Source organism: Aeromicrobium senzhongii (assembly GCF_014334735.1).
In the GTDB taxonomy this organism is placed as follows: Bacteria; Actinomycetota; Actinomycetes; order Propionibacteriales; family Nocardioidaceae; genus Aeromicrobium; species Aeromicrobium senzhongii.
Window position 1 is genome coordinate 2,638,958 of the sequence record NZ_CP060587.1, and the last position, 24,295, is coordinate 2,663,252.

The following is a 24,295-nucleotide window of genomic DNA, read 5'->3' on the forward strand; positions in this document are numbered from 1 at the left end:
CTACCCCTCCCCCTCCCGCGTCCCGAGATTTGCTCCATTTTCTGCGTTTCAACCAGGTTGAAAGGTCGAGATCGGAGCAAATCTCGGGAGGTCAGGGGGTCGGGTGACGCCCGTCGTAGGCGAGGAAGCGTCGCCGCAGGGTCACCGAGAGCAGGACACCGGCGATGCACAACCCGCCGCCGACCACCATCGCCCACGGCGCTCCGGTGAACTCGGCCAGTGTGCCGATCAAGAAGTCACCCAGGCGGGGCCCACCCGCGACGACCACGATGAACAGGCCCTGCATGCGCCCGCGCATCTCGTCGGGCGCCGCGGTCTGCAGGATCGTCGAGCGGTAGGCCGCGCTGATCATGTCGGCGGCACCGGACAGCGCCAGGCACGTCACGGCGAGCCACAACAGGCCGGGCAGGCCGATCGCGGAGAAGCCCGCCGCCGCGACGCTCGCGCCGTAGACGACGATCGCCACCACGATCGCGATCCCGTGGCGGTGCACCCGGCTGACCCAGCCCGAGAACACGAACGCCGCCAGCGACCCGATCGCCGGGGAGGCCTGGAGCAGCCCCAGGGACGAGGCCCCTGCGTCACCGCCCTGCGACGTGGCGTAGACCGTCGCGGCCAGCGCCGGGAACAGCGCGCGCGGCTGCGCGAACACCATCGCGCACAGGTCGACGACGAAGGACATCGCGATGTTGGGCGCGGTGCGCAGGAACCGCAGCCCTTCGACGACCGACCGCAGACCGGGCACCGGCATGGGCTTGGCCGGCGGCAGCGCGGGCAGGCGCACGACCGAGTAGAGCGCCGCGACGTAGAGCAGCACGTCCACCACGTAGGCCGCCTCGACACCGCGCCAGGCGATCAGGACGCCGCCGAGCAGCGGGCCGACCGTGAACGACAGGTTGGTGGCGGCCATCCCCAGCGCATTGGCAGCCGGCAGCAGGTGCGCCGGCAGCAACTGCGGCAGCATCGCGGCGCGGGCCGGGTTGTTGACCGCGAAGAACAGGGCCTGCACCGCGACGACGCCGTAGAGGAAGCCCACCGACTCCAGACCCGCGAAGCTGTGCGCCACGAGCGCGATCGAGGAGATCCACAGCCCCATCGCCGACGCGAGCGCCACCGTGCGCCGGTCGAAGGCGTCCACGAGCGCCCCGCCGTACAACCCGCCGATCACCAGCGGCAGCAGGCCCGCCAGCCCGACCAGACCGACCGAGAACGACGACTCGGTCAGCAGCCAGACCTCCCACGCGATCGCCACGACCGACATCTGCTGGCCGAAGCCCGAGACCGCCTGCCCGATCCACAGCCTCCGGTAGGCGGCCGAGGCGCGCAGGGGGCGCAGGTCGGTCAGCACGTTCGGCACCGCAGCAGCCTAGGGGCGACCCTGCGTGACGGCCCGTCGTGTCCACGTCAGGGGGCGAGCCGGTCCCTCTCCCACCGGTCGCCCGACCGCGTGAACCGGATCCGGTCGTGCAGCCGGTTCTCGCGGCCGTGCCAGAACTCGACGACCTCGGGGACGATCCGGTAGCCGCCCCATCCATCAGGACGCCGCTCGGCCGCTCCGGCCGCCTCAGCCTCGGCCCAGCGGCGCTCCAGCTCGTCACGTCCGTCGACCACTCGGGACTGCGGCGACGAGGCCGCGCTGATCCGCGCGCCCTCCGGCCGGGCCAGGAAGTACGCGTCCGACTCGGCCGGATCGAGGCGCTCGACAGGACCCTCGATCCGCACCTGGCGCTGCAGCGGATGCCAGAGCAGGACGGCCGCGGCCCGCGGGTTCTCGGCCAGCTCACGGCCCTTGCGCGACTCGTAGTTGGTGAAGAAGACGGCCCCGTGCTCGTCCAGGCCCTTGAGCAGGACGATCCGCACCGAGGGCGCAGCGTCCGCCGTCGCGGTGGCCAACGCCATCGCGTTCGGCTCGTGCACGCCGGCCGCCACCACCTCGGCGAGCCACGTCTGAGCGAGGGCGATCGGATCGTCCCCGGCGTCCTCGTCGGCCAGCCCACTGCGCGCGTACTCGGTCCGCATCCGGGCCAGCTCGTCGTTCGCCATGGGTCCACGGTATCCAGCGCGAGGCCGCAGAGGGCTGTGCTACCGGCCGGTAGGGTGACCGCCCTGCTCCGAACCTGTGAGGCGCAGGGCACTATGGGGGCATGACTCAAGTGCACCACGGATTGGAAGGCGTCGTAGCGTTCGAGAGCGAGATCGCCGAACCCGACAAAGAAGGATCCGCACTCCGGTACCGCGGCGTCGACATCGACGACCTGGTCGGCCGTGTGCCGTTCGAGAAGATCTGGGGCCTGCTGGTCGACGGATCCTATGATCCCGGCCTGCCCCCGGCCGAGCCGTACCCCATCCCCGTGCACTCCGGCGACATCCGCGCCGACGTCCAGAGCGCGATCGCCCAGATGGCTCCCGTGTGGGGCCTGCGTCAGCTCTACGACATCCAGACGCCCGAAGAGGTGCGCGACGACCTCGCCCGCACCGCCGTGATGGTCCTGTCGTACGTGGCCCAGGCCGCGCGCGGCCTCGGCAAGCCGATGGTGCCCCAGGCCGAGATCGACAAGTGCGACACGATCGTCGAGCGGATGCTGACCCGCTGGCGTGGTGAGGTCAACCCCGATCACGCCAAGGCCATCGACGCCTACCTCGTGTCGGCCGCCGAGCACGGCATGAACGCCTCCACCTTCACCGCCCGCGTCATCGCCTCCACCGGCGCCGACGTCGCCGCCGCGCTGTCCGGCGCGGTCGGCGCGATGTCGGGCCCGCTCCACGGCGGCGCCCCCTCGCGCGTCCTGGGCATGATCGAGCAGGTCGAGAAGACCGGCGACGCCACCGCGTACGTCAAGCAGCTCCTCGACTCCGGCGAGCGCCTGATGGGCTTCGGCCACCGCGTCTACCGCGCCGAGGACCCGCGCGCCCGCACGCTGCGCCGGACCGCCAAGGAGCTCAACGCTCCGCGCGCCGAGGTCGCCGAGGCGCTCGAGCAGGCCGCCCTGAAGGAGCTGCGCGAGCGCCGCCCCGACCGCGTCCTCGAGACGAACGTCGAGTTCTGGGCCGCGATCGTGCTGGACTTCGCGGAGATCCCCTCCAACATGTTCACCGCGATGTTCACGTCGGCCCGCACGGCCGGCTGGAGTGCCCACATCCTCGAGCAGTACAAGACCGGTCGCCTGATCCGCCCCTCGGCCATCTACACCGGTCCCCAGTCGCGCAAGGCCGACGAGGTCGAGGGCTGGAACCCGGACTGGGCCAACAGCTGACGACTCGCGACGAACGATGACGGGGCCGGTACCGGGTGGTACCGGCCCCGTGTCGTCCGCTCAGCGCTTCGGGCGCAGGGTGAGGACTCCGTCGGCCTGATAGCTCTGACTCTCGGTGGCCGTGCCGCCCGGTGAGGTGTACGTGGTCCGGCCGCTCTGGCGCCACGTGACCTTCGACGTGGCGCTCGACCAAGCGATCGTGTAGTCGGGCTTCTGGTGCCACCAGTACTCACGCAGCTCCAGCCTCGGGACCGGGGAGACGTTGCCGATGTTCTGGCCGACGCAGTCGAGCCGAGGGGTCTCGACCGATCCGAGGGTCTGCTGGAGCCCGAAGGCCGCCCGGGGCCCGTGCTGCGTGCCCGGAAACTCGATCGTGCCGCCCGCAGGTGCCCCGTCGCGCTGGACGTCGAGGGGTGCCGAACGGGTGAACTTCGTGGAGGCGTCCCATCGGCACGACGTGTCCGTCTGACCGTGCGACTCGTGCATCCGTGTTCCCGCCGCCGTCGCCTTCGACCAGAGCCAGGCCAGTGACACGGGCCTGCCCTTCGCGAACTGCAGCCATCCCGTCCCCGCCCCGTCCAGCCGGATGTCCTGCTGATCCGCCGTCGCGAAGCCTGCGCTCCGCGACATCGAGCGCTCCGCGACGTCGACGCGCGCCGAGACGTCCACCTGGACCCATCCGCTGCTGGGCCACGTGGATGCCGCCCGAACGACCGTGAGCCGGGTCCGGGTCGCCCGACAGTTGTTGCGCTCGTTCGACTCACGCACCTTCTTGCGGGCGTCGGCGCAGGCGAGCAGCCGGTAGCGCCCGGGCTTCGTCGCGGCGGGCACCCGCACCGTCAGCGCCCGAGTCGTGTCGCCCCGGCGCGGCTTCAGCCGCTTGACCACGCGGTCGCGCAGGCGCACGTCGCGCCGGTCGAGCTTCGTGTCCGTGGACAGGACGTACCGCGTCACCGACCGGGGCGCCGCCCTGCGGCCCCGGTTCCGCGTGGTGTCCCGAACCTTCAGCGACCCGCCCGGGGCCACCTGCGTCGGCGACGCCGACACGGACGTCACGACCAGATCGGGACGCTTCGCCGCAGCGGCGTGCGCCGGGACCGGCCCCACCACCGAAACCACCACGCCGGCCCCGGCCCCGACCGCCATCGCCAGCACGCACACTCTCCGCCTCATGGGTACCTCTCCTGTCCGGGGCCCGGGTGGCCCGTACGGCTCAGGAGCCCGATGGACCGGGGGTGATACCAAGCCCGCCGGCGCGGGTCAGACCGGCGGTGTGCCGCGCTCGGCCTCGGTGAAGACGGCGTCGATGACGCGGTCGGACGCGTGTCCGTCCTCGAGGCTGCCGAAACGCTCGCGGAACGCCGCGAGCCGGTCGGCGTACCGCGTCTCGAGGTCCGACAGGTTCGCCACGGCGTCGATGACCTCGTCGCTCGTGCGCACCACCGGCCCGGGCGCGATCTCCTCGAGGTCGACGTAGAAGCCCCGCAGGTCGTCGCGGTAGTGCTCCAGGTCGTACACGTACGAGATGATCGGCCGCTGCCGCTGGGCGTAGTCGAACATGATCGACGAGTAGTCGGTGATGAGCGCGTCGGCCACCAGCAGCAGGTCCTGGGTGTCGGGGTACTTCGAGACGTTGACGATGCTCGCGTCGAGGTCCTTGGGCCAGGTGAACTTCACCAGCGGGTGCAGACGCACCAGCAGCGTCACGTCCGAGCCGAGCCGCTCGGCGAACCGACCGAGATCGAGCGCCATGTCGTGGGCCCACGCGCCCTTGGCGCCGGCGGCGCGACCGTCGTCGCGGAAGGTCGGCGCGTAGAGCACGACCGTGCGGTCCTCGGCCAGGCCGAGGCGGAGCCGGGTCTCGCGGGCGCGGCGGCGCCCCTCCTCGGTGTGGAAGACGTCGTTGCCCGGATAGCCCGACTCGATGATCGGCCCGGTGAACCCGAAGGCGCTGCGGAACGCCGCGGTGGCGTACTCGCTCGGCGAGACCAGGGCCGACCAGCGCTCGACCAGTTCCTGGGCCTTCCGGTGGTAGTCCTCGGCGCGGCCGTGCATGACCGGGACGTCGTTCTGCATCCGCTTCAGCGGCGTACCGTGCCAGGTCTGCAGGTAGTACGTGCCGCGCGGGCGCTTGCACAGGTCGTGGACGTTCTGGTTGAACACCCAGTAGCGGGCTCGCGACAGCGTCCAGAAGTACCGCGGGGTCAGCCGGAAGACCTTGTTCGTGCCCGGCGGGACGCGCAGCGTGGAGTTGTTGACGTACCAGAGCTCGAGCGGCGTGCCGCGCTCGTGGAGGCGCTCGAAGAGGGCCCGCGGGCTGCCGCCGTAGGCGTTGCCGCGGTCGCTCTCGAAGACGACGACGTCGCGGCGCGGCAGCAGGCTGCCGAGGCGGAACATCCAGCCCATGACGCGGTAGTAGTGCGGCCCGGCCCGGAACCGCAGGAACGCGTCGCGCACGCCGCGCCGGTTCCGCAGCCGCAGCAGGCGCGTGGACAGGCCGTCCGCGGTGCGCACCATCTCGTAGTTGCGCTCGCAGTAGCCGGTCGGCGGGAGCTCGAGGTACTTGGCGGCGCGGCGGGCGTACTGCTCGTCCATCACGAAGTCGCCGTCCGCGGACCGGGCGACCTCGGCCGCGAGGTCGGCGGCGCGGTGGGCGATCGGCCCCGGCAGCTCGGTCGCCGCGTCGATGAACGGGGTCCGGGCGCCGGTGAGGACCGCGTCGTCGAACCGGAAGAAGAACACCGGGCGGCGCAGGAATGCGGCGTCCCACGCCACGCTCGAGTAGTCGGTGACGAGCGCGGCGCTGGTGCGGATCAGCTCCTGCACGTCCGCGTCCCGCGGCGCGATCGTGATGCCCTCGAGGTGCAGTTCGTCGACCACGGCCCGCAGGTTCGGGTGCATCACCATGAGGATCTCGACACCCTCGCGGCGCAGCCGCTGGATCTGCGGATCGTTCAGGAACTCGGTCCAGTGCGCGAGGTAGGCGCTCTGCAGCACGCTCTCGCGGCTGGACAGCCAGTCACGCCAGGTCGGCATGACCAGCAGGCGGCGGCGCACCGTGGGCTCGCCGGCGAACAGCGTGTCGTACCGGGCGAAGCCCGTGACCTTGACCTGGGACGGGAAGTAGTCGAGGTCCTCGATGAAGATCTGCTTCTCGGCCGCCGAGTTCACGACCGCGCGGTCCGGCGGCATCTCCTGCATGTGCAGGCGGCCGTAGTTGAGCCGCACGTTCTTCATGCCGGTGACGCCGTGCTGCAGGAAGACTCGCAGGCCCTGGGCGTGCCGCGCGAGCGTGGTCGAGCGCGAGGCGTGCAGGTACTCGGCGTGGTGGCTGCCCACGAATCGTGAGGCCAGGACGGTGTAGCGGATGTGGTCGCGCGACCGGGCCGTGACCACGTTCCCGAAGGGCTCGACCTTGGCGCGGTCGGGCGAGTCGGCGTCGATGACGTAGTAGGCACGACGCCGGGGCCGGTTCGTGCGGATCCAGCGGAAGAGCGCGAAGCCGTTGTCCTGGGCCTTGTAGGGCACCTCGCCGACCAGCCAGATGCCCGAGAACGGGCGGATCGGGGCCAGCAGCCACGCCCAGCGCACGAGGCGGCGCAGGTAGGCGTGGTTGGCGACCGTGAACCGCTCGGACCAGAACGCCAGTCGCTTGGCGCGGAACGTCAGGTACGGCACCCACTGGTCGACGTGCCCGCCACCGCGCGTCGGAACGGGCAGGTCGCGCAGCCGGGTCCGGGCGAAGCTCTTCTGGGCGAAGGGCACGCGCACGGGCAGGTCGAAGCCGTCGAGGTCCAGCACCAGGTGCGGGTCGATGACCCCCTCGCGCTCCTCGTCATCGACAGCGTCCGGCTGCACGTCGAAGGAGATCCGGTACTCGTGCAGGCCGTACGCGGCCGTGGCGTCGCGCGGCTCGACCGTGACCGGGATCTCCTGCGTGGTGCCCGAGAACCGCCACACGAGCGCGAGGTGCATCTCGCGGACGGGCCGCGAGAACGTCTTGAGGTCGAAGTCGGCGCTGATCCCGCGCGGACCGACCTCGAGGCGACGCCCCTCGACCTCGAAGCGACGGATGGGCTCGAGCGCGTACCGGACGGACACGTTGCCCTGGTCGGTGACGTGCGACCAGGCGTGCACCTCCTCGCCGAACGGCGACGAGGCGCCGACGAGGTCGATCCGGTCCATCGCGGCCGCGGTGTCGGTGCGGTCGAACCGGCCCAGCCGCAGCTCGGTGCGCTGGGCTCCACTGCCCTCGACCTCGACGAAGAGGTCGAACCGGCCGGCGGCGCGGCCTCCGGCCTCCCACAGCTCGGCGGGATCGAGGACGAAGGAGAAGTGCCGATCGGGGGCCTGCTCGAGTCGCAGGGCGACCTGACCGAGCCGGCTGGCCGGCCGGACGACCAGGGCGACCACGCGCACCGGGTCGCGGAACTCGCCGGTGTAGACGATGCGGCCGTCGTCGTGGCGCACGACGAGCTCGGCGTGGGGCCGCGGCGCCGGGGCCTGGCCACGGGCGCGGCGGATGCGGTCCTTGACGCTCTCGGGGACCATCGCCGCGACTCGACGACGCACTCGACCCACGTCAGGCATGCTCTCCTCGGTTCCCGTCGACTTCGCTGGCACGCGAATGCCGAGTCTAGTGGGGCCGGCCTCCCGCGCACCGTGCGCCCGCCGTGGACCGCGGACGCGGCGTTGGGGGCGAGCCCGTATCGTGGTGCGGTGCCCGCCAGCCCGCCCCGTGACCGGTTCCGTGCCGAAATCGCGGCTCTGCGAGCCTGCGCCGTGCTGCTCGTCGTGCTGTACCACCTGTGGCCAGGACGGCTGCCCGGCGGGTACATCGGGGTCGACGTCTTCTTCGTGATCTCCGGATTCCTCATCACCGGGCACCTGCTGCGCGAGACGGCGGACACGGGCCGGATCGACCTGGCCCGCTTCTGGGCCCGGCGGGCCCGCCGCCTGCTGCCGGCCGCCTATCTGGTGCTGGGCGCCTCGGCCCTGGCCGTCTGGCTGTGGATGCCGCTGGCGACGTGGCGCCAGAACTTCACCGAGGTCATCGCCTCGGCGCTGTACGTCCAGAACTGGGCCCTGGCCGCCGACTCGGTCGACTATCTCGCGGCGGACGCCGATCCCACGGCGGTGCAGCACTACTGGACGCTCTCGATCGAGGAGCAGTTCTACCTGGTGTGGCCGCTGCTCGTGCTGCTGGCCACCGTGCTGGCCGTGCGACTGGGCCGTTCGCACCGGCTCATGGTGGGGATCGTGCTCGGCACGGCCACCGTCGCGAGCCTGGCCTACTCGCTGTGGATCACCCAGGCCAATCCCCCGGCCGCCTACTTCGTCACCCCCGCCCGCGCCTGGCAGTTCGGGGCGGGAGCCCTGCTGGCGCTGGTCATGGGCAGCGCCACCGTCCGGCGCGGCGGCCCCACGTTCCTGCTCTCGTGGGCCGGCTTCCTCACCCTCGCCTGGTGCGGTCTGAACTACGACGAGACGACCCCGTTCCCCGGCACGGCGGCGATCCTGCCCGTCGTGGCGACCCTCGCGGTGATCTGGGCCGGCGAGCCGACCGGCCGCCTCTCCCCCACGCCCCTCATGCGCTGGCGGGTCACCCACGAGCTCAGCGAGATCTCGTACTCGATGTACCTGTGGCACTGGCCGCCGATCGTGATCCTGCCGTACGTCCTGGGCCACGAGCTCGGGCTCGCGCCGCGGATCGGGATCCTGGTGTTCACGATCGCGGCCGCCTGGGCGACCAAGCGGTGGGTCGAGGACCCGATCCGCTTCACCCATCGCTTCGGCCTGCGCAAGCCCGCGATCACCGGCCTGGCCACCCTCGGCGGTGCCGCGGTGCTCGTCTCGGGCTGCCTCGTGGGGCACCAGAGCGCCGTCGCCGCCGAGGAGCGGGCCGGACGCGTCGCCGAGCAGCTGGTCGAGGACGCGCCGCCGTGCTTCGGCGCCGCGGCACGCGACCCCGAGAAGCCCTGCCACAACCCCGAGCTCGACGACCAGCTCGTGCCCAGTCCCGAGGCCGCCGCCGAGGACTACGCCTCGGGCTACCCGGGCTGCTTCGCCGGCGTCCACGACACCGAGCTGAACGACTGCACCTTCGGCGACCTCTCGGACCGGTCACTGCCGCACGTGACGCTGCTGGGCGACTCCCACGCCCGCTCGTTCCTGCCCGCCCTGGTGCGGATGGCCGACCAGAAGCTCATCACCGTGTCGGCCCAGCTCAAGAGCAGCTGCGCCTGGACCCGCGACGAGATCGAGCACGAGGACCCGCTGCGCGTCAGCACCTGCCAGGAATGGAAGGACAACCTCCAGACCTGGCTGCTGGAGCGGGCCCCGCAGACGGACCTGATCCTCACGACCGGCTACGCCAAGATGCTCACGGGCTCCCAGCAGGAGCGCGTCGAGAGCATGGGGGCGGTCTGGCGCCCTGTTCTGGAGAAGGGCGTCCGGATCGTGGCGATCCGCGACAACCCCCGACTGCCGAAGTCGCCGCAGAAGTGCCTCTCGCAGCTCGACGAGATCACGCCCGACGCATGCGCCGTCGACCGCGACGAGGCGCTGGGTCACTTCGACGCGTTCCTCGCGACCGGCAAGCACATCGACGGCGCCCAGGCCCTGGACCTGAGCCAGTTCTACTGCGATCGCACGACCTGCCCGGCCATCATCGGCGGGGTGAACGTCTACCGCGACATCACGCACCTGAGTGTCACCTACGTGCGCACCATGACGCCGTACGTGTACCGCCGGCTGGTCGGCATGGGCGCCCTGCCGCGACCGTCCTGACCGCGGCGGGAACCGGAAGAAGAACTGCCGCGACGCCGCATCGCCCCCCCGAGGCGATCCGACGACGCGGCAGTCGTATGTGTTGACATTAACCCATCAGGTAGTCCTTTGGAACTATCTGCGTGGTTCTTTCGGCGTGTCACGCCATGTTCAGCCCAAGGTGACGAGCTCGGTGACGTCGTCACTGGGCAGCGAGTCGGCCACGGCGGTGACGTTCATGCGGTTCAGATTGACGGCCGCGTGGTGCTGCGAGAGGAAGGCCGTCTCGGAGGCGTCCATCCCCGTCGCGATGCGCAGCATCGTCTCGCGCGGGGCCAGCGACGTCGCATCGACGACGTGCCAGTCGCCCTCGACGTACGCCTCGGCGACCGCGTGGAAGTCCATCGGCTGCAGGCCCGGCGCGTAGACCGAGACCAGCCGGGCCGGAACGTCGTGCGCGCGCAGCAGGGCGATCACGAGGTGGGCGAAGTCCCGGCAGACACCCTGGCGCTTCAGCATCGTCTGCACGGCTCCGTCGGTCGGCTGACTGCTGCCGGTCACGTAGGACAGCTGGGTGCCGACCCAGGAGGTCACTGCGTCCAGCAGCGGCTTGCCGGACAGGCCCTTGAACTCGGCGCGCGAGATCGCGAAGAGCGAGTCCGACTCGGCGTAGCGGCTCGGCCGGCGGTACTCGATGATGTCGAGCTCCTCGGTGACGATCGGCCGGGCACGGCCCTCGACGACGGCCTCGTAGTCGATGGTGATCGGTCCGGGAGGCGCGTCGATGCGGTGCAGGCGCGTCTCGTGCCGTCCCGCGATCTCCCGCGCCTCCAGCTCGACGCCGTTCTGGACGACGGTCAGCGTCTCGCTCTGGGTCGTGATGTTGCCGGCCACGGCGATGGACAGGACGAGGTCGGCTCGGTCGAAGGCGTGCAGTTCGAGATGGGCGGAGACGGTGCGCTTCACCGGTCCATGCTGGCACGCCCGACCCGAGAGTGCGCGCTGCGCTGACCGGCCCTCAGTGATCGAACGCGTCGAGGATCTCGTCGGCGGCCGCCGCCGGGGACAAGCGACCGGCCAGGACCTCGTCGCGCACCCGCTCGCGGACCTTCGCCACGGAGTCGTCCGTCGCCAGCCGCTGCTCGATCTCGTCACGCACCAGCGCCCACGTGAAGTCCAACTGCTGCTGCGCGCGCTTGCTCGCCACACCGCGCTGGCCCATGAACTCGCGGTGCCGCAGGACACGACTCCAGACGGTGTCGATCCCCGAACCCTCGAGGGCGGAGCAGGTCAGCACGGGGGGCACCCAGTCCTGGGTGCCGGCGTACACCAGGCGCAGGGCACCGGCCAGCTCGCGTGCGGTCGACTCCGCCTCGCGGGCCCGCTCGCCGTCGGCCTTGTTGACGGTGATGACGTCCGCGATCTCGAGGATGCCCTTCTTGATGCCCTGCAGCTGGTCGCCGGTGCGCGCCAGGGTGAGGAACAAGAACGTGTCGACCATGCCGGCGACCGTGATCTCGGACTGGCCGACGCCGACGGTCTCGACCAGCACGACGTCGTACCCGGCAGCCTCGAGGACCGTCAGCGCCTGGCTGGTCGCCCGGGCGACGCCGCCGAGACTGCCGGCGCTGGGCGACGGGCGGATGTAGGCGTTCGGATCGGTCGACAGGCGCACCATGCGGGTCTTGTCGCCCAGGACCGAGCCACGCGTGCGGACGCTGGACGGATCCACGGCCAGGACGCCGACGCGATGTCCGCGGCCGGTCAGATGGACGCCGAGCGCCTCGATGAATGTCGACTTGCCGACTCCGGGGACACCGGAGATCCCGACCCGCACCGCACCACCGACCTTCGAGTCGGGCGCGGCCGTGAGCTCGGCCAGCAGCTCGCGCGAGGCGGTGCGGTGGTCGGTCCGGCGGGACTCGACGAGGGTGATGGCCCGCGACACCGCCGCCCTCCTGCCCTCGCGGACACCGTCGATCAACTGGGTCAGGTCCGTCACGCCTGCATCGTAGTCGGGGATCACTGCGTGACGAACGAGGGCGTGAGCCCGAAGTCGGTCAGCGTCGCGGCGACGTGATCATGCAGCTCGGGCCGGTCGAGTCCGCCACCGACCGGGTGCGCGATCACCGAGAGGTACACCGCGTCCAGCGCACCACCGGCCAGCACGTAGAGCTTGCCGCCGAGCCGGTCCAGCTCGGCCGCCGTCTGTCCGGGCTCCGCGGAGCGCACCCAGAAGTCCACGGGCGCTGCGCCGTCGATGCGCATGATCGCCGGGTCGAGCCGACCGTGGTTGGAACAGCCGACGGGCGACGAGGTCGACCCCATCGCCAGCTGCTCGGCCCGGCGCACGACGACCGGCGGCGTGATCGGCACGAGGGGCAGCACCGCGAGCATGTCGTGAGGGCGTTCGGCCCGCTCGCGCAGCGCGGTCTTGGTGGCGGCCCGCAGGCCGGTGAGATCCCGGTCCAACCCTCGGGGGTCGGCGTGGACCGTCACCGAGTCCAGCGCGTTCGCACGGGTGTCGCCCTCGACCCGGACGCTGACGGGCACGGCGAGCGCGACCCGCCCGTCGGCGTCGGTGCGACCGAACCGCTGCGCCAGGCGAGCCGCGAAGGCCGACACGAGGGTGTTGCTCGTGCCACCGAGCCGGGCCGCCGCGGCCTCCCAGTCGGCCCGGGTCACGCGCACGCAGGCTGCGGCGGGATGGAACGACGCGGCCTCGACGGGCGGCAGCGCCGCGGACTCCCGCTGCGGCGTCGGGGAGGACGCAGGCGCCGACCCGGCGGACTCGGCCCGCGCCACCGCGATCCCGGCGATCACCGCACGGGCCACCGCCGGCAGCTCGCGGACGAAGGTCACGAGGTCCGACCACAGCAGCTCGCGCCACGGCCGGGCGCCGCGCGGCCGGTAGGCGGGGCGACGCGCGACGCCCTTGACGGCGTCGGCGATGGCGTCCAGCTTGCAGAGGCCGTCGCCGAGCGCGTGCGGCGAGACCATGGCCACCGCCGTACCGCCGTCGGTCAGCGGCAGCACGCCGATGCGCCAGCCGGGACCGTGCTCGGGGTCGACGCCACGATCGCCCAGCTCGTCGGTCCAGTCGTGGATCTCGTCACGCGAGCGCGGCACCTGCTCGACCTCGAGCGGCGGGACCGCATCGACGGCCACCCACCGATGCCGACCGCCGGGCAGCGGCGAGCGCTGCACGAGGCGGCCCAGCAACGTGTCGGCGAGGGCCTCGTTGAAGCGCTGCAACGCCTCGAGGTCGACCGGACGGTCGTAGACCCACGTGAAGAAGGTCCATGGCTGGTGTCCCAGGGCGCGCAGCCCCAGGAACGAGCCCTGGTCCATCAACGCGAGGCGGTCGTCCACGCCTGCATGCTAGTGCAACCGGCAGTTACCCCTCAGGCGTCCTCACGCAGGCGCGCCAGCAGGTCGAGCGCGGAGTCGGCGATGACCGTGCCGGGCAGGAAGACCTCGGCAGCGCCCATCTCCTTGAGGGTCGCGACGTCGTCGGGCGGGATGACCCCGCCGATGACGACCATGATGTCGGGACGACCCTGCTCCTCGAGCGCGGCCTTCAACGCCGGCAGCAGCGTGAGGTGACCCGCCGCGAGGGACGAGACCCCCACGACGTGGACGTCGGCGTCGACCGCCTGCTGGGCGACCTCCTCCGGCGTCGAGAACAGCGGGCCCACGTCGACGTCGAAGCCCATGTCGGCGAACGCCGTGACGATGACCTTCTGGCCGCGGTCGTGGCCGTCCTGACCCATCTTGGCCACGAGGATGCGCGGGCGGCGGCCCTCGGCACGCTCGAACTCGTCGGTGGCCTCGATGACCTTGGCGACGTTGCCCGCCTGGCCGGCTTCGGTGCGGTACACACCCGAGATCGTACGGATGACGGCTTGGTGACGCCCGTAGACCTTCTCGAGCGCGTCGCTGATCTCGCCGACGGTGGCCTTGGCGCGCGCGGCGTCGACGGCCAGTTTCAGCAGGTTCCCGTCCATCGAGCCCTCGCCACCGGACTGCTGGGCGCCGCGCTCGGCCGAAGCCGTCAGGGCGTCCAGCGCGCGGCGGACGTCGTCGTCGTTGCGCTCGGCGCGCAGCCGCTCGAGCTTGGCGATCTGCGAGGCCAGCACGGCCTTGTTGTCGACCTTGAGGACCTCGAAGGGCTCCTCGTCGGGGACCCGGTAGGTGTTGACGCCGATGACGGCCTGCTGGCCGGAGTCGATCCGGGCCTGGGTGCGGGCCGCGGCCTCCTCGATGCGCATCTTCGGGATGCCCTCGTCGATCGCCTTGGCCATGCCGCCGGCCGCCTCGACCTCCTGGATGTGCGCCCAGGCGCGGTTGGCCAGATCGTGCGTCAGCTTCTCGACGTAGTACGAGCCGGCCCAGGGGTCGATCGTCTGGGTCGTGCCCGACTCCTGCTGCAGCAGCAGCTGGGTGTTGCGGGCGATGCGGGCGCTGAAGTCGGTCGGCAGCGCGATGGCCTCGTCCAGGGCGTTGGTGTGCAGGCTCTGCGTGTGACCCTGCGTGGCCGCCATCGCCTCGATCGCCGTACGGCCGACGTTGTTGTAGACGTCCTGGGCCGTGAGGCTCCAGCCCGAGGTCTGCGAGTGGGTGCGCAGGCTCAGCGACTTGGGGTTCTTGGGGTCGAAGTCGCTGACCAGCCGCGCCCACAGGGCCCGGGCGGCGCGCAGCTTGGCGACCTCCATGAAGAAGTTCATGCCGATCGCCCAGAAGAAGCTCAGCCGCGGGGCGAACGCGTCGATGTCCAGGCCCACGTCCAGGCCGGCGCGGATGTACTCGACACCGTCGGCCAGCGTGTAGGCCAGCTCGAGGTCGTTCGTCGCCCCGGCCTCCTGGATGTGGTAACCGGAGATCGAGATGGAGTTGAACCGCGGCATCTTGGCCGCCGTGTACGCGAAGATGTCGGAGATGATCCGCATCGAGGGCGCCGGCGGGTAGATGTACGTGTTCCGGACCATGAACTCCTTGAGGATGTCGTTCTGGATGGTCCCGGTCAGCTGCTCGGGCTTCACGCCCTGCTCCTCGGCCGCCACGATGAACAGCGCCAGCACCGGCAGCACCGCACCGTTCATCGTCATCGAGACGCTCATCTGGTCCAGGGGGATGCCCTCGAACAGCGTGCGCGTGTCGTAGATCGAGTCGATCGCGACGCCCGCCATGCCGACGTCACCGACGACGCGCGGGTTGTCGGAGTCGTAGCCGCGGTGGGTCGCCAGGTCGAACGCGACCGAGAGGCCCTTCTGGCCCGCGGCCAGGTTGCGGCGGTAGAACGCGTTGGACTCCTCGGCGGTCGAGAAGCCGGCGTACTGGCGGATCGTCCACGGCTGGGTCGTGTACATCGCCGGGTAGGGACCGCGCAGGAACGGGGTCAGACCCGGGTACGTGTCGAGCGCGTCCAGCCCGGCCAGGTCCTCGGGCGTGTACAGCCGCTTGACCGGGATGCCCTCGGGGCTCTGCCACGGCTCACCGGCGAAACTCTGGGGGGTGCTCATTTCTGCAGCTCCTCTCGCAGGGCGCGCAGGAAGGCCAGCGCGTCCAGGCCCATGGCCGCCGAGGCGTCCTGGCCGATGTCGGACTTTCCGGCGACGATCACGTACGAGGCGCCGGCCTCACGCAGCGCCGTGACGAGCTCGGCACCCCACTCGCCGTAGGCGGCGTCGGTCCCGGCCAGGCACACCACCGACGGCGCACCGGCCTCGCGGTACTTGTCGACCACGTCGGCGACGTCGGTGGTGGCACCGGCGGCACCGATGCCGATCCCGCCGGCGGCCAACAGGTTGATGGCGAAGGTCGCCCGGGCGGTGTGGGCCGCGATCGTTCCCATCGTGGCCAGGAAGACCGGCTGCGCGGCGGGCTCGTCGCGCATCTGCTCGAACTCCCCGGCGTAGCGGAAGACGTCCGGCTCGACCGGGTACGGCCGGCGCTCGGGCAGCTTCTCGGCGGGGTTCGGGAACTCGCTGACGCCGGTGATCGGCCGCTGGCGGCGGGCGATCTGCAGCGCGCGGTCGTTGCGCACCGCCTCCACCAGCGGGCGGAGGCGGTCGGCGGCGGCGTCCAGGTCGGCCACGCCCTCGAGCTCGTCGAGGCCGTCGAGCTCGGAGAACAGGGCCCACGCGGCCATCGCGAGGTCGTCGGTGAACTTCTCGACGGCGTACGCGCCGCCGGCCGGGTCGACGACCTTGGCGACGTGCGACTCGTGGATCAGCAGGCTGGAGGTGTTGCGCGCGATGCGGCGGCTGAACGGCGTCGGGAGGCCGAGCGGCTCGTCGAACGGCAGGACCGTGACGGCGTCCGCGCCGCCGACGCCCGCGGCGAAGCCGGCGACCGTGGTGCGCAGCATGTTCGTGTACGAGTCGTACCGCGCCATCATCGGGCGCGAGGTGACGGCGTGCTGGCGCTGCGCGCGGGCCTGCGCGCCGATGCCGCTGATCTCGCCGACTCGGTTCCACAGGGCACGGGCCGCGCGGAGCTTGGCGATCGTCGGGAACTGCTCGTCGGTGGCCGCGTAGCGGAACTCCAGCTGAGCGGCGGCCTCGTCGGTCGTGAATCCCGCGGCCTCGAGGGCACGCAGGTACGTCACCGCGACCATCATCGACCAGGCGAGCTCCTGGACCTCGGAGGCTCCCTGGTCGTGCAGCGCACTGGCGTCGACGACGACGCCGCGGACGCCGGCCTCCTTCGCGAGCGTGGCCACGCGGACGACGGTGTCGAGGTCGGTGCCCGTCGCGCCGAGGTTGGTCAGCGGATGCGGGTCGGTGCCCTTGTCACGGCAGACGGCCAGGAACGCCTCGGCGGCGGCGACGGCGTCCTCGCGCGCGTCCAGCACCACCGGCGCCAGATCGAGGAAGACCGGCTCGAGCAGCTCGGCGAGGCGGTCGGCGGCGATGCCGCGCTCCCCCACCGTGAGCCACAGCGAGTTGGCACCGTTCTCGAGCTCGGTGGACAGGTCCGCCGGAGTCGTCTCGGGGTCGGTGAACCAGCCGCGGATGTCCCAGCCGGTCAGCTCGGGATCGCCCGTGCCGGAGCCGCGGGTGTAGGGCGCCTCGCCCGGCAGTCCGGTCTCGGGCAGGTCCGACACGAGCTCGGGCGTGCCCAGCGGGGTGATGCTGAGGCCGTCGAGCGTGGTGGTCGTCAGGACGGACCACACCTCGGAGTCGGGGGCGTCCTCAGCGAGCCGGCGCGTCTTGCGCAGGACGGCCGCCTTGGCCTTCTCCCACTGCGACTGGTCGTGCTCGATGCCCTCCGCGAGGGGCACCACGGGGTCGTCTGCTGCCATGCGTGGCATGGTAGCCGCCCGCATCCGTGGACGGTTCAACGCATCGTTCCGAGGGCGGCTGCGACAATGACGTCGTGCAGATCCCCGACGAACTCCTGCCCGGCGACGGACGCTTCGGCTCCGGTCCCTCCAAGGTGCGCCCCGAGGCGCTGGCCGCCCTCGCGAACACCGGCGACTCGCTGATGGGCACCTCGCACCGGGCCGCACCGGTCAAGGCGCTGGTGGGCAGCCTGCGCGAGGGACTGGGCGAGCTGTTCTCCCTGCCCGAGGGCTACGAGGTGGTCCTGGGCCTGGGCGGGTCGCACGCGTTCTTCGACGCCGCCATGTTCGGTCTGGTCGAGCGCCGCAGCCAGCACCTCGTGCACGGTGAGTTCACCACCAAGTTCGCCCGGGCGGTCGCCGCGGCGCCGTTCCTGGAGGACCCCGAGCTGCTCGAGTCGGACTTCTCCACCCATCCCGAGCCGCACGCGACGGCCGGGATCGACGTCTACGCCTGGGCGCACAACGAGACCTCGACCGGCGTCATGGTGCCGGTGCGCCGCCCGGAGGGGATCGACGACGGGGCACTCGTCCTCGTCGACGCGACCTCCGGCGCAGCGGGCCTGCCGGTCGACGTGGCGCAGACCGACGTCTACTACTTCGCGCCGCAGAAGGGCTTCGCGTCCGACGGTGGTCTGTGGATCGCGCTCATGTCCCCCGCCGCCATCGAGCGCGCGCACCGGATCAAGGCATCGGGTCGTCACATCCCCGGGTTCCTCGACCTGCCGACGGCGATCGACAACTCGCTGAAGGACCAGACCTACAACACCCCGGCCGTCGCGACGTTGTTCCTGATGGACCAGCAGCTGCGCTGGCTCAACGGCAACGGCGGCCTGGACTGGGCCGTCTCGCGCACGACGGACTCGTCACAGCGGCTCTACGCCTGGGCCGAGGCCAGCGCCTTCGCGACGCCCTTCGTCCCCGACCCCGCCGATCGCTCCCTCGTCGTGGGCACGATCGACCTCGACGGCGTCGCTGCCGCCGACGTCGTGGCCGCCCTGCGCGAGAACGGCATCGTCGACGTGGCCGGCTACCGGGGCCTGGGCCGCAACCAGCTGCGCATCGCGATGTTCCCGGCGATCGAGCCCGACGACGTCACCGCGCTGACGCGCTGCATCGACCACGTGGTCGAGCGGCTCGCGCGCTAGTCGACGACGATCCCGGAGCGGTGCAGCTCGCGGTGCTCCTCGTAGATGGCCGCATTGAGGTGCAGCGTGGCGACCTCGTCGTCGGTCAGCTCGCGGCGGACCTTGCCGGGAACCCCGGCCACGAGGGAACGCGGCGGGATCACGGCGCCCTGCGGCACCAGGGCATTGGCGGCGATGAGGCACTCGTCGCCGATCTCGGCGCCGTTGAGGATCGTGGCGCCCATCCCGACCAGCACGTGATCGCCGACCGTGGCTCCGTGGATGATCGCGCCGTGGCCCACCGAGACGCCCTCACCGAGGGTCAGCGGCTTGCCCTGGTCGACGTGGAAGACGCAGTTGTCCTGGACGTTGCTGCGCGGGCCGATCGTGATCGGCTCGTTGTCGGCACGCAGGACGGCGCCGTACCAGACGCTGGAGCCCTCCTCGAGGACGACCGATCCCACCAGGGTGGCGGTGGGGGCGACGAACGCCGACTCGTGGACCTGCGGTGACCTGTCTCCCAGAGCGATCTTCATGGCGTCACCGTAGCGCCCGGCGCGAGCCTCCCGAACGCCCCCGGCGGACCACGAGGAACACCAGCACCGCGACGAGGCCTGCGGCGCCGATCCCACCCACGACGAGGGTGCGGCCGTCGACCACGTCATCGGACGCCTCATCCGCGCCGGTCACCGGCGCGGTGGACGACGTCGGCTCGGGCGTGGCGGTGGCCACCGTGTCCGGATCCCGGGTCGCGGCACCTCCGGACGGCAGGGCGAGCCGGTACAGGGGCGAGTCGGCGCCCTCGCTGCCGACGAGCACCGCGTCGTCGGACACGAACGCCACGGTCTCGGACTGCTCCAGCGGCGGCAGCGAACCGCTGCCGACGACGCTCCAGTCGGCGGGGTCGATCGACCACAGCGAGCCGTAGGACAGCAGCGTGACCCGCGAGCCGTCGCGCGAGTAGGCGCCGTCGGTGACCAGCGCCGGAAGACCCGAGGCCGTCTGCTCGAACTCGGTGGTCCGGCCCACGTCGAGGTCGCCCTCGGAGAGCATCAGGACGGTCGCATCGGCGAGCGACTTCGTGACGACCTGCAGCCGGTCGGACTCCGGCGGGGCCAGCAGCGCCTCGACGTCGGCGGGGCCGCCCTCGAGCGAGACGGGGAAGCGGCGCGCGTCGACCGTGGCCGTCGTACGGCCGGGCTCCTCGATGGCGTAGAGGGCGAGGTCACCGCGCTCGGCCCGGTTGTCGCCGATGTCGCCGATCCACAGCGTGCCGTCGCGCAGGGCCAGCGCCTCGACGTCGCGGAACTGCGCGCGGACGGTGGTGACTCCGACGACCGCACCGGTCGTGAGATCGACGGCGAAGACCTCGGCAGCATTCCCCGAGTCGTTGACCGTGTAGGCCAGATCGTCCTCGGCGGTGCTGACGGCCAGGCCGCTCGACTCGGTGATCCTGGGGTCCGAGAGCGTCGTCACCGGCTCGGCGACGGCAGCGTCCGCCCGGTCGATCAGCGATGCCACGACGACCACGACGATCAGGGCGAGCAGCAGCCCGGGGATCAACAAGCGGCGATGACGGGGATTCACACGCGCACCTTCCTTCCCGGGCTGCGGGCTATCGTGGGGGCATGGCCCGTACGAAGAAGTCGCGCATCCCCGACCTGGGCCGCCCCGAGGTCACGGAGCTGGAGTTCGGCCGCACGACCCATCGCGTGGCGGACGTCGAGCCCATGGACGTCGACGGCGTCCGCACGATGACCATCGGCACGATCGGCTGGGGCATCGTGGCGATCGCCCTGCTGCCGTTCTGGGGCAACCTGCAGGAGCAGGGTCGCACGTGGTGGCTCTGGACGGCGATCGCCGGGCTGGGGCTGGGCCTCATGGGCATCGAGTTCTGCAAGCGACGCCGCGACGCGCTGCTCGAGCGGCAGGCGGAGGCGCCCGCGGCGAAGAAGACGCCCGAGGTCACGACGACCCCGAGGGCCGCCAAGCCCGCCAAGCCCGCCAAGCCCGCGAAGGCTCCCCGGGCCGAGAAGACCCGCGCCCCGCGCGCTCAGCAGGCCGAGGTCGCCCCGCCGGCCGAGAGCAGCGAGCCGACCGAGCGACCGATCGGACGGCGTCGCAGGAACTGAGGCCCCACGGCCTCGCACCATCGCAGCAGGCACGACGGGCTCAGAACTCCTCGACCTGCACGCTGATCGTGTCGTAGACCGGGTCCGGCAGCTTCGAGGCCGACGACGAGCGCTTGGGCCGGCTGCCCGAGTGCGCACCGCACCCGTGGGTCAGCGCGACGACGCGTCCGTCGGCGTTCGCCATCTTGTTCGCGCACACGCCGAACCGGTCGGACAGGTCGCCGGCCAGGGAGACGAGGAACCCGCACGTGCCGCAGACGCCCGGCGCCTGCTTGGCGATCGGGGTGTCGGGTCCGGCGTCGCCCTCGTACCAGCGCTCGGCGGCGTCCTCGCGTCCTTCGAGGGAGAGGACCCACTCGCGACCGAGACCGATCTCGCGGGCGAAGTGACGGTCGACCACGCCGGTTCCGTCGCCGTCGCCGGCCGACCAGGCCGGGACGAGCCGGATGTCGTCCTCCTCGGGCGGCAGCACGTCGCCGGGACCGAGGTCGCCGGGACGGATCCGCTCGCGGTAGGGCGTCCATGCCGGAGCGACGATCGCCTCGTCGCCGGGCAGCAGCACGATGTCGTTGACGGTGGTGTGGTCGTCCAGCACGCACACGCTGACCGCCCAGTACCAGCCGCGGTATCCGGGCAGCAGGCACGCGAAGCGCTCGGTCAGCAGCCCCGGCGCCTCCTCGGTGGTGCCGAGGTGATCACCGACGGTGCCGTCGTCGAGGCTCTCGTCGAGGGCCGCGCGTGCGTGGGAGGTCACCGTGCTCATGCCTCCGATTGTCCCTCACCGGCCCATACCGGACCAACCCGGCCGGTCCGCCGCAGGGGTCACGGCACGAGCACGGCCGCCAGCACGACGAGCACGGGCAGCGACGCCACCGTCGTCACCGCCACGCAGTCACGGGCCAGGACCGTCGCGTGCCCGAACCGCGAGGCGTACACGAACACGTTCTGCGCCGTGGGCAACGCCGCCATCAGGGTGACCCCGGCGGTCTCGTGTGCGCTGAGATCGAGCGCGTACCGGGCCACCAGGTACGCGACGAGCGGTTGCCACGCGAGCTTGAGGACGGAGACGAAGGCGACCTCACGGCCGTTGCCGTGCCCGACCCGGGGCCCGAAGCGCAACGCGACGCCGTAGGCCAGCAGAGCACTCGGAATGGCCATCGCCCCCAGCAGCGAGATCGGCTCGGCCACGACGCGCGGCATCTCCACGTGCGCCAGCGACAGCAGCACCCCGATGACCGCCGCGACCGAGACCGGGTTGCGCAGCCCTGCCTGGACGAACGACCACGGGGTGGCTCGGACGCCGGCGTCCATGCTCAGGAAGGTCAGCGCGAGCGGCGCGTAGATGGTCAGCTGCAGCACCATCGTCGGCAGCGCGAACGCCGCGTCGCCCAGGACGAATCCCGCGATCGGCAGGCCGAGGTACCCGGCGTTGGCGTACGACGACGAGAGTCCGCCCACCACGGCGTCGCGTCGCGCGCGACCACGCCAGCGGGCCCACGGCAGGTAGACCGCGAGGCTGCCCACCACCGCGGCGACGGCGACCACGAACCACGGACCGAAGACCGTGCCGAGGTCGGTCGAGCCCAGGACGTCGATCAGCAGCGCCGGAGTGGCGACGAAGTAGACGAGGCGCGAGAGCACGACCTGGCTGGCGGCGTCGAGCACCCCCGTCGCGGCCAGGACGTAGCCCACCGCGATGAGGGCGCCGATGACCGCGAAGCCCTCGAGCGCTCCGGTCACCCGATCAGGCGTCGAGGTCGGCCGCGAGGCGACGCAGCAGCTGCGCGACCTGGCGGGCGCGCTTGCCCTCGGGGTGCCGGCCGTGCCGGTAGCCCTCGCCCAGGCCGTCCAGGAGGTTCACGAGGTCCTCGACGATGACGACCATCTCCTCGGGAGACTTCCGTCGCGCCTGGGCCTGCGCCTGGGCCACCGAGGGGGTGGGGTCGAGCACGCGCACCTGGAGCGCCTGGTCGCCGCGGCGGCCGGCGGCGATGCCGAACTCGACGCGCGTGCCGGCCTTGAGCGTGGTGACGCCGTCGGGGAGCGCGTCGGACCGCACGTAGACGTCGTCGCCGTCCTCACGACTGAGGAAACCGAACCCCTTCTCGGGGTCGTACCACTTCACCTTGCCGGTGGGCATGACCGTTCCTTTGCGTTCGCCGGGTGCAACGTCTGCAGTCTAGTGGCCTCCGGGCCCGGAGCGGGTCCCGCTGCTGCCCGGATCCCGTCACGGCTCCGTGTCGTCGTCGCTGTCGAAGTCGACGGAGATGGTCTGGAATCCCTTGTGCCGCTGCATCCGCGCGTACTGGGCGTAGGCGCGTCGATCGCCCTCGGTGAGCACCACGTTGTCGGTGAAGGGAGTCAGCAGGGCGCGAGGGTAGAGCCGGCGCCGGCGCACGACGTTGATCTCCAGACCGATCACGATGATCGACGTCAGCAGGAACAGCAGGGCGATCAGTCCGAGGACGAGCGCGAAGGTCTGGTTCATCGACGACGCCCGCACGATCACCCGCTGCACGTACGCGTCGCCGACGTACTGCAGCAGCTGCCAGCCCAGCGCGCAGAACAGCGAGCCCGGCAGCACCGACCGCCAGGACGCCCGGCGCAGGCTCACGAGCTTGAACACGGTGATGAAGATCCCCCACGACACGAGCAGACCGACGAAGCGGACCAGCAGGCCGAGGTCGGGCAGGTGGTCGATGCCGACGACCTGGGGGTTGTCCACGATCGACTGGACGACGGCGATGACGCCGATGCCGAGACCGCCGATGCTCAGCACCACGACGCTGCGCAGCCGCATGACGATCGGGTTGGGCCGGCTGTTGCGGGGAACGCCCCAGGCGACGTTCCCGGCGTTCTGGGTCGACTGCCCGACGCCGAGCGCCCCGTAGAGCGCGGCGACCGTGCCCACCACGATCGCGGTGGTGCTGCCGGTGAGGCCCTCCGGGCGGCCCAGCTGGTCGCCGACGATCGGGAACTGACCCAGCGCCGTGTCGAGCAGATCCTGCTGCAGGTCGAGGTCGTCCTGCAGCACGAAGCCCAGGACCGACGTGGCGATCAGCATCAACGGGAAGATCGCGATGAAGGCGTAGTACGTCATGATCGCCGCCAGGTAGGGACCCTGGTCGTCGAAGAACTTGTAGACGACGGCGATCGGGAAGCCGACGACCGGGTGCTTCCGCTGATAGCGGTCGACCCGGGCGACGATGCTCATGACAGGTATTGTCGCGCAGCGCGCAGGACGCCCTCGTACACCTCGCGGGACAGCACGGCGCCTTCTCGGCGGACGTCGTCCTCGCGCACCTCGATCAACCGGTTGAGCCGGACCTCGCTCGGCCGGCCCTGGGCGTCCCAGGGCCCGGAGCCGATGTCCATCCACAAGCGGCCGGCCCGAGCCTCCTGGGCGGCGTCCGGGTCGTGGTCCTGCGACGTCATCTGCAGGGCCACCAGGGTGCCGTCCGCCCGGCGGCCGACCAGCAGGACCGGCCGGTCCTTGCCGCGGCGGGGATCGTCCTCGTAGGGCACCCAGGTCCAGACGATCTCGCCCGGGTCGGGGCGCCCGTCACGGTCGCCGGCCCACGTCGTGTCGAGGCCGGCGGTCGGCGACGCAGGGGCGCGACCGACGCCGGCGAGCCGCCGCAGGACACCGGCCAGACCCCGGCGGGGCAC

At 71.6% G+C, this 24,295-nt stretch carries 20 protein-coding genes; 4 read left to right on the forward strand and 16 right to left on the reverse strand.

All coding sequences use genetic code 11. The annotated features are described in order from the left end of the window. Positions 1 to 91: 91 nt before the first annotated feature. Both H9L21_RS13020 and pdxH read right to left on the reverse strand, forming a co-directional pair. Positions 92 to 1,357 (reverse strand): MFS transporter, encoded by a 1,266-nt coding sequence (locus H9L21_RS13020; RefSeq protein WP_222865788.1) that lies wholly within the window; start codon positions 1,355 to 1,357, stop codon positions 92 to 94. Positions 1,358 to 1,404: 47 nt separating this feature from the next. Continuing rightward, positions 1,405 to 2,043 carry a pyridoxamine 5'-phosphate oxidase gene (gene pdxH, locus H9L21_RS13025; RefSeq protein ID WP_154596549.1) on the reverse strand — a complete coding sequence of 213 codons (639 nt, stop codon included), beginning with the start codon at positions 2,041 to 2,043 and terminating at the stop codon, positions 1,405 to 1,407. Positions 2,044 to 2,144: 101 nt separating this feature from the next. Here pdxH and H9L21_RS13030 point away from each other — a divergent pair, with 101 nt between their 5' ends. Next, positions 2,145 to 3,254 carry a citrate synthase 2 gene (locus H9L21_RS13030; protein WP_154596548.1) on the forward strand — a complete coding sequence of 370 codons (1,110 nt, stop codon included), beginning with the start codon at positions 2,145 to 2,147 and terminating at the stop codon, positions 3,252 to 3,254. 60 nt (positions 3,255 to 3,314) lie between these two features. Here the strand turns inward: H9L21_RS13030 and H9L21_RS13035 are convergent, their stop codons facing one another. Further along, entirely contained in the window at positions 3,315 to 4,427 is a 1,113-nt protein-coding gene (locus H9L21_RS13035) for a CARDB domain-containing protein (RefSeq protein ID WP_154596547.1), read from the reverse strand. A gap of 87 nt (positions 4,428 to 4,514) precedes the next feature. Next, the gene (locus H9L21_RS13040; protein WP_187411553.1) at positions 4,515 to 7,844 is read right to left on the reverse strand and encodes a CDP-glycerol glycerophosphotransferase family protein; all 3,330 of its coding nucleotides are present in this window, start codon (positions 7,842 to 7,844) and stop codon (positions 4,515 to 4,517) included. Positions 7,845 to 7,973: 129 nt separating this feature from the next. Between H9L21_RS13040 and H9L21_RS13045 the strand changes: the two genes are divergently transcribed. Then, positions 7,974 to 10,043, forward strand: coding sequence for an acyltransferase family protein (locus tag H9L21_RS13045; RefSeq protein WP_187411554.1), 2,070 nt, complete (start codon positions 7,974 to 7,976; stop codon positions 10,041 to 10,043). Positions 10,044 to 10,193: 150 nt separating this feature from the next. Here the strand turns inward: H9L21_RS13045 and H9L21_RS13050 are convergent, their stop codons facing one another. The 5 genes from H9L21_RS13050 to H9L21_RS13070 are packed head-to-tail and all read right to left on the reverse strand — an operon-like array spanning position 10,194 to position 17,328. Then, positions 10,194 to 10,988, reverse strand: coding sequence for a transglutaminase-like domain-containing protein (locus H9L21_RS13050; protein WP_187411555.1), 795 nt, complete (start codon positions 10,986 to 10,988; stop codon positions 10,194 to 10,196). A 52-nt stretch (positions 10,989 to 11,040) separates the two neighbouring features. After that, complete coding sequence (gene meaB / locus H9L21_RS13055) at positions 11,041 to 12,024, reverse strand: methylmalonyl Co-A mutase-associated GTPase MeaB (RefSeq protein WP_187411556.1); 984 nt, start codon at positions 12,022 to 12,024, stop codon at positions 11,041 to 11,043. Between the two features lie 20 nt (positions 12,025 to 12,044). Further along, on the reverse strand, positions 12,045 to 13,394 hold the full coding sequence (locus tag H9L21_RS13060; protein ID WP_154596544.1) for a hypothetical protein: 1,350 nt from the start codon (positions 13,392 to 13,394) through the stop codon (positions 12,045 to 12,047). Positions 13,395 to 13,426: 32 nt separating this feature from the next. Continuing rightward, a complete protein-coding gene (gene scpA / locus H9L21_RS13065) occupies positions 13,427 to 15,544 on the reverse strand; it encodes a methylmalonyl-CoA mutase (protein WP_154596543.1) in 2,118 nt (705 codons plus the stop codon). Next, positions 15,541 to 17,328: a methylmalonyl-CoA mutase family protein gene (locus H9L21_RS13070; RefSeq protein ID WP_230081551.1), complete on the reverse strand. Its 1,788-nt coding sequence runs from the start codon at positions 17,326 to 17,328 to the stop codon at positions 15,541 to 15,543. The genes scpA and H9L21_RS13070 overlap by 4 nt, the downstream gene beginning before the upstream one ends. Before the next feature lie 74 nt (positions 17,329 to 17,402). On the opposite strand from H9L21_RS13070, the gene serC reads away from it, so the two are divergent. Continuing rightward, positions 17,403 to 18,515 (forward strand): phosphoserine transaminase, encoded by a 1,113-nt coding sequence (gene serC / locus H9L21_RS13075; RefSeq protein WP_187411557.1) that lies wholly within the window; start codon positions 17,403 to 17,405, stop codon positions 18,513 to 18,515. Here serC and H9L21_RS13080 read toward each other — a convergent pair. Both H9L21_RS13080 and H9L21_RS13085 read right to left on the reverse strand, forming a co-directional pair. Beyond that, positions 18,512 to 19,030, reverse strand: coding sequence for a gamma carbonic anhydrase family protein (locus H9L21_RS13080; protein WP_154596541.1), 519 nt, complete (start codon positions 19,028 to 19,030; stop codon positions 18,512 to 18,514). The two genes, serC and H9L21_RS13080, sit on opposite strands and share 4 nt — an antisense overlap. Positions 19,031 to 19,034: 4 nt before the next feature. Beyond that, the gene (locus H9L21_RS13085; protein ID WP_154596540.1) at positions 19,035 to 20,081 is read right to left on the reverse strand and encodes a hypothetical protein; all 1,047 of its coding nucleotides are present in this window, start codon (positions 20,079 to 20,081) and stop codon (positions 19,035 to 19,037) included. Positions 20,082 to 20,122: 41 nt separating this feature from the next. On the opposite strand from H9L21_RS13085, the gene H9L21_RS13090 reads away from it, so the two are divergent. Next, the gene (locus tag H9L21_RS13090) at positions 20,123 to 20,626 is read left to right on the forward strand and encodes a hypothetical protein (RefSeq protein WP_187411558.1); all 504 of its coding nucleotides are present in this window, start codon (positions 20,123 to 20,125) and stop codon (positions 20,624 to 20,626) included. A 40-nt stretch (positions 20,627 to 20,666) separates the two neighbouring features. Here the strand turns inward: H9L21_RS13090 and H9L21_RS13095 are convergent, their stop codons facing one another. The 5 genes from H9L21_RS13095 to H9L21_RS13115 form a co-directional block, all read right to left on the reverse strand. Then, positions 20,667 to 21,389 (reverse strand): DUF3027 domain-containing protein, encoded by a 723-nt coding sequence (locus tag H9L21_RS13095; protein WP_154596539.1) that lies wholly within the window; start codon positions 21,387 to 21,389, stop codon positions 20,667 to 20,669. 59 nt (positions 21,390 to 21,448) lie between these two features. Then, complete coding sequence (locus tag H9L21_RS13100; RefSeq protein ID WP_154596538.1) at positions 21,449 to 22,366, reverse strand: AEC family transporter; 918 nt, start codon at positions 22,364 to 22,366, stop codon at positions 21,449 to 21,451. Between the two features lie 4 nt (positions 22,367 to 22,370). Then, positions 22,371 to 22,766, reverse strand: a complete 396-nt coding sequence (locus H9L21_RS13105) for a cold-shock protein (RefSeq protein WP_154596537.1) — start codon at positions 22,764 to 22,766, stop codon at positions 22,371 to 22,373. A gap of 87 nt (positions 22,767 to 22,853) precedes the next feature. Beyond that, positions 22,854 to 23,840, reverse strand: coding sequence for a YihY/virulence factor BrkB family protein (locus H9L21_RS13110; protein WP_154596536.1), 987 nt, complete (start codon positions 23,838 to 23,840; stop codon positions 22,854 to 22,856). After that, positions 23,837 to 24,295, reverse strand: coding sequence for a type II toxin-antitoxin system PemK/MazF family toxin (locus H9L21_RS13115; protein WP_187411559.1), 459 nt, complete (start codon positions 24,293 to 24,295; stop codon positions 23,837 to 23,839). The genes H9L21_RS13110 and H9L21_RS13115 overlap by 4 nt, the downstream gene beginning before the upstream one ends.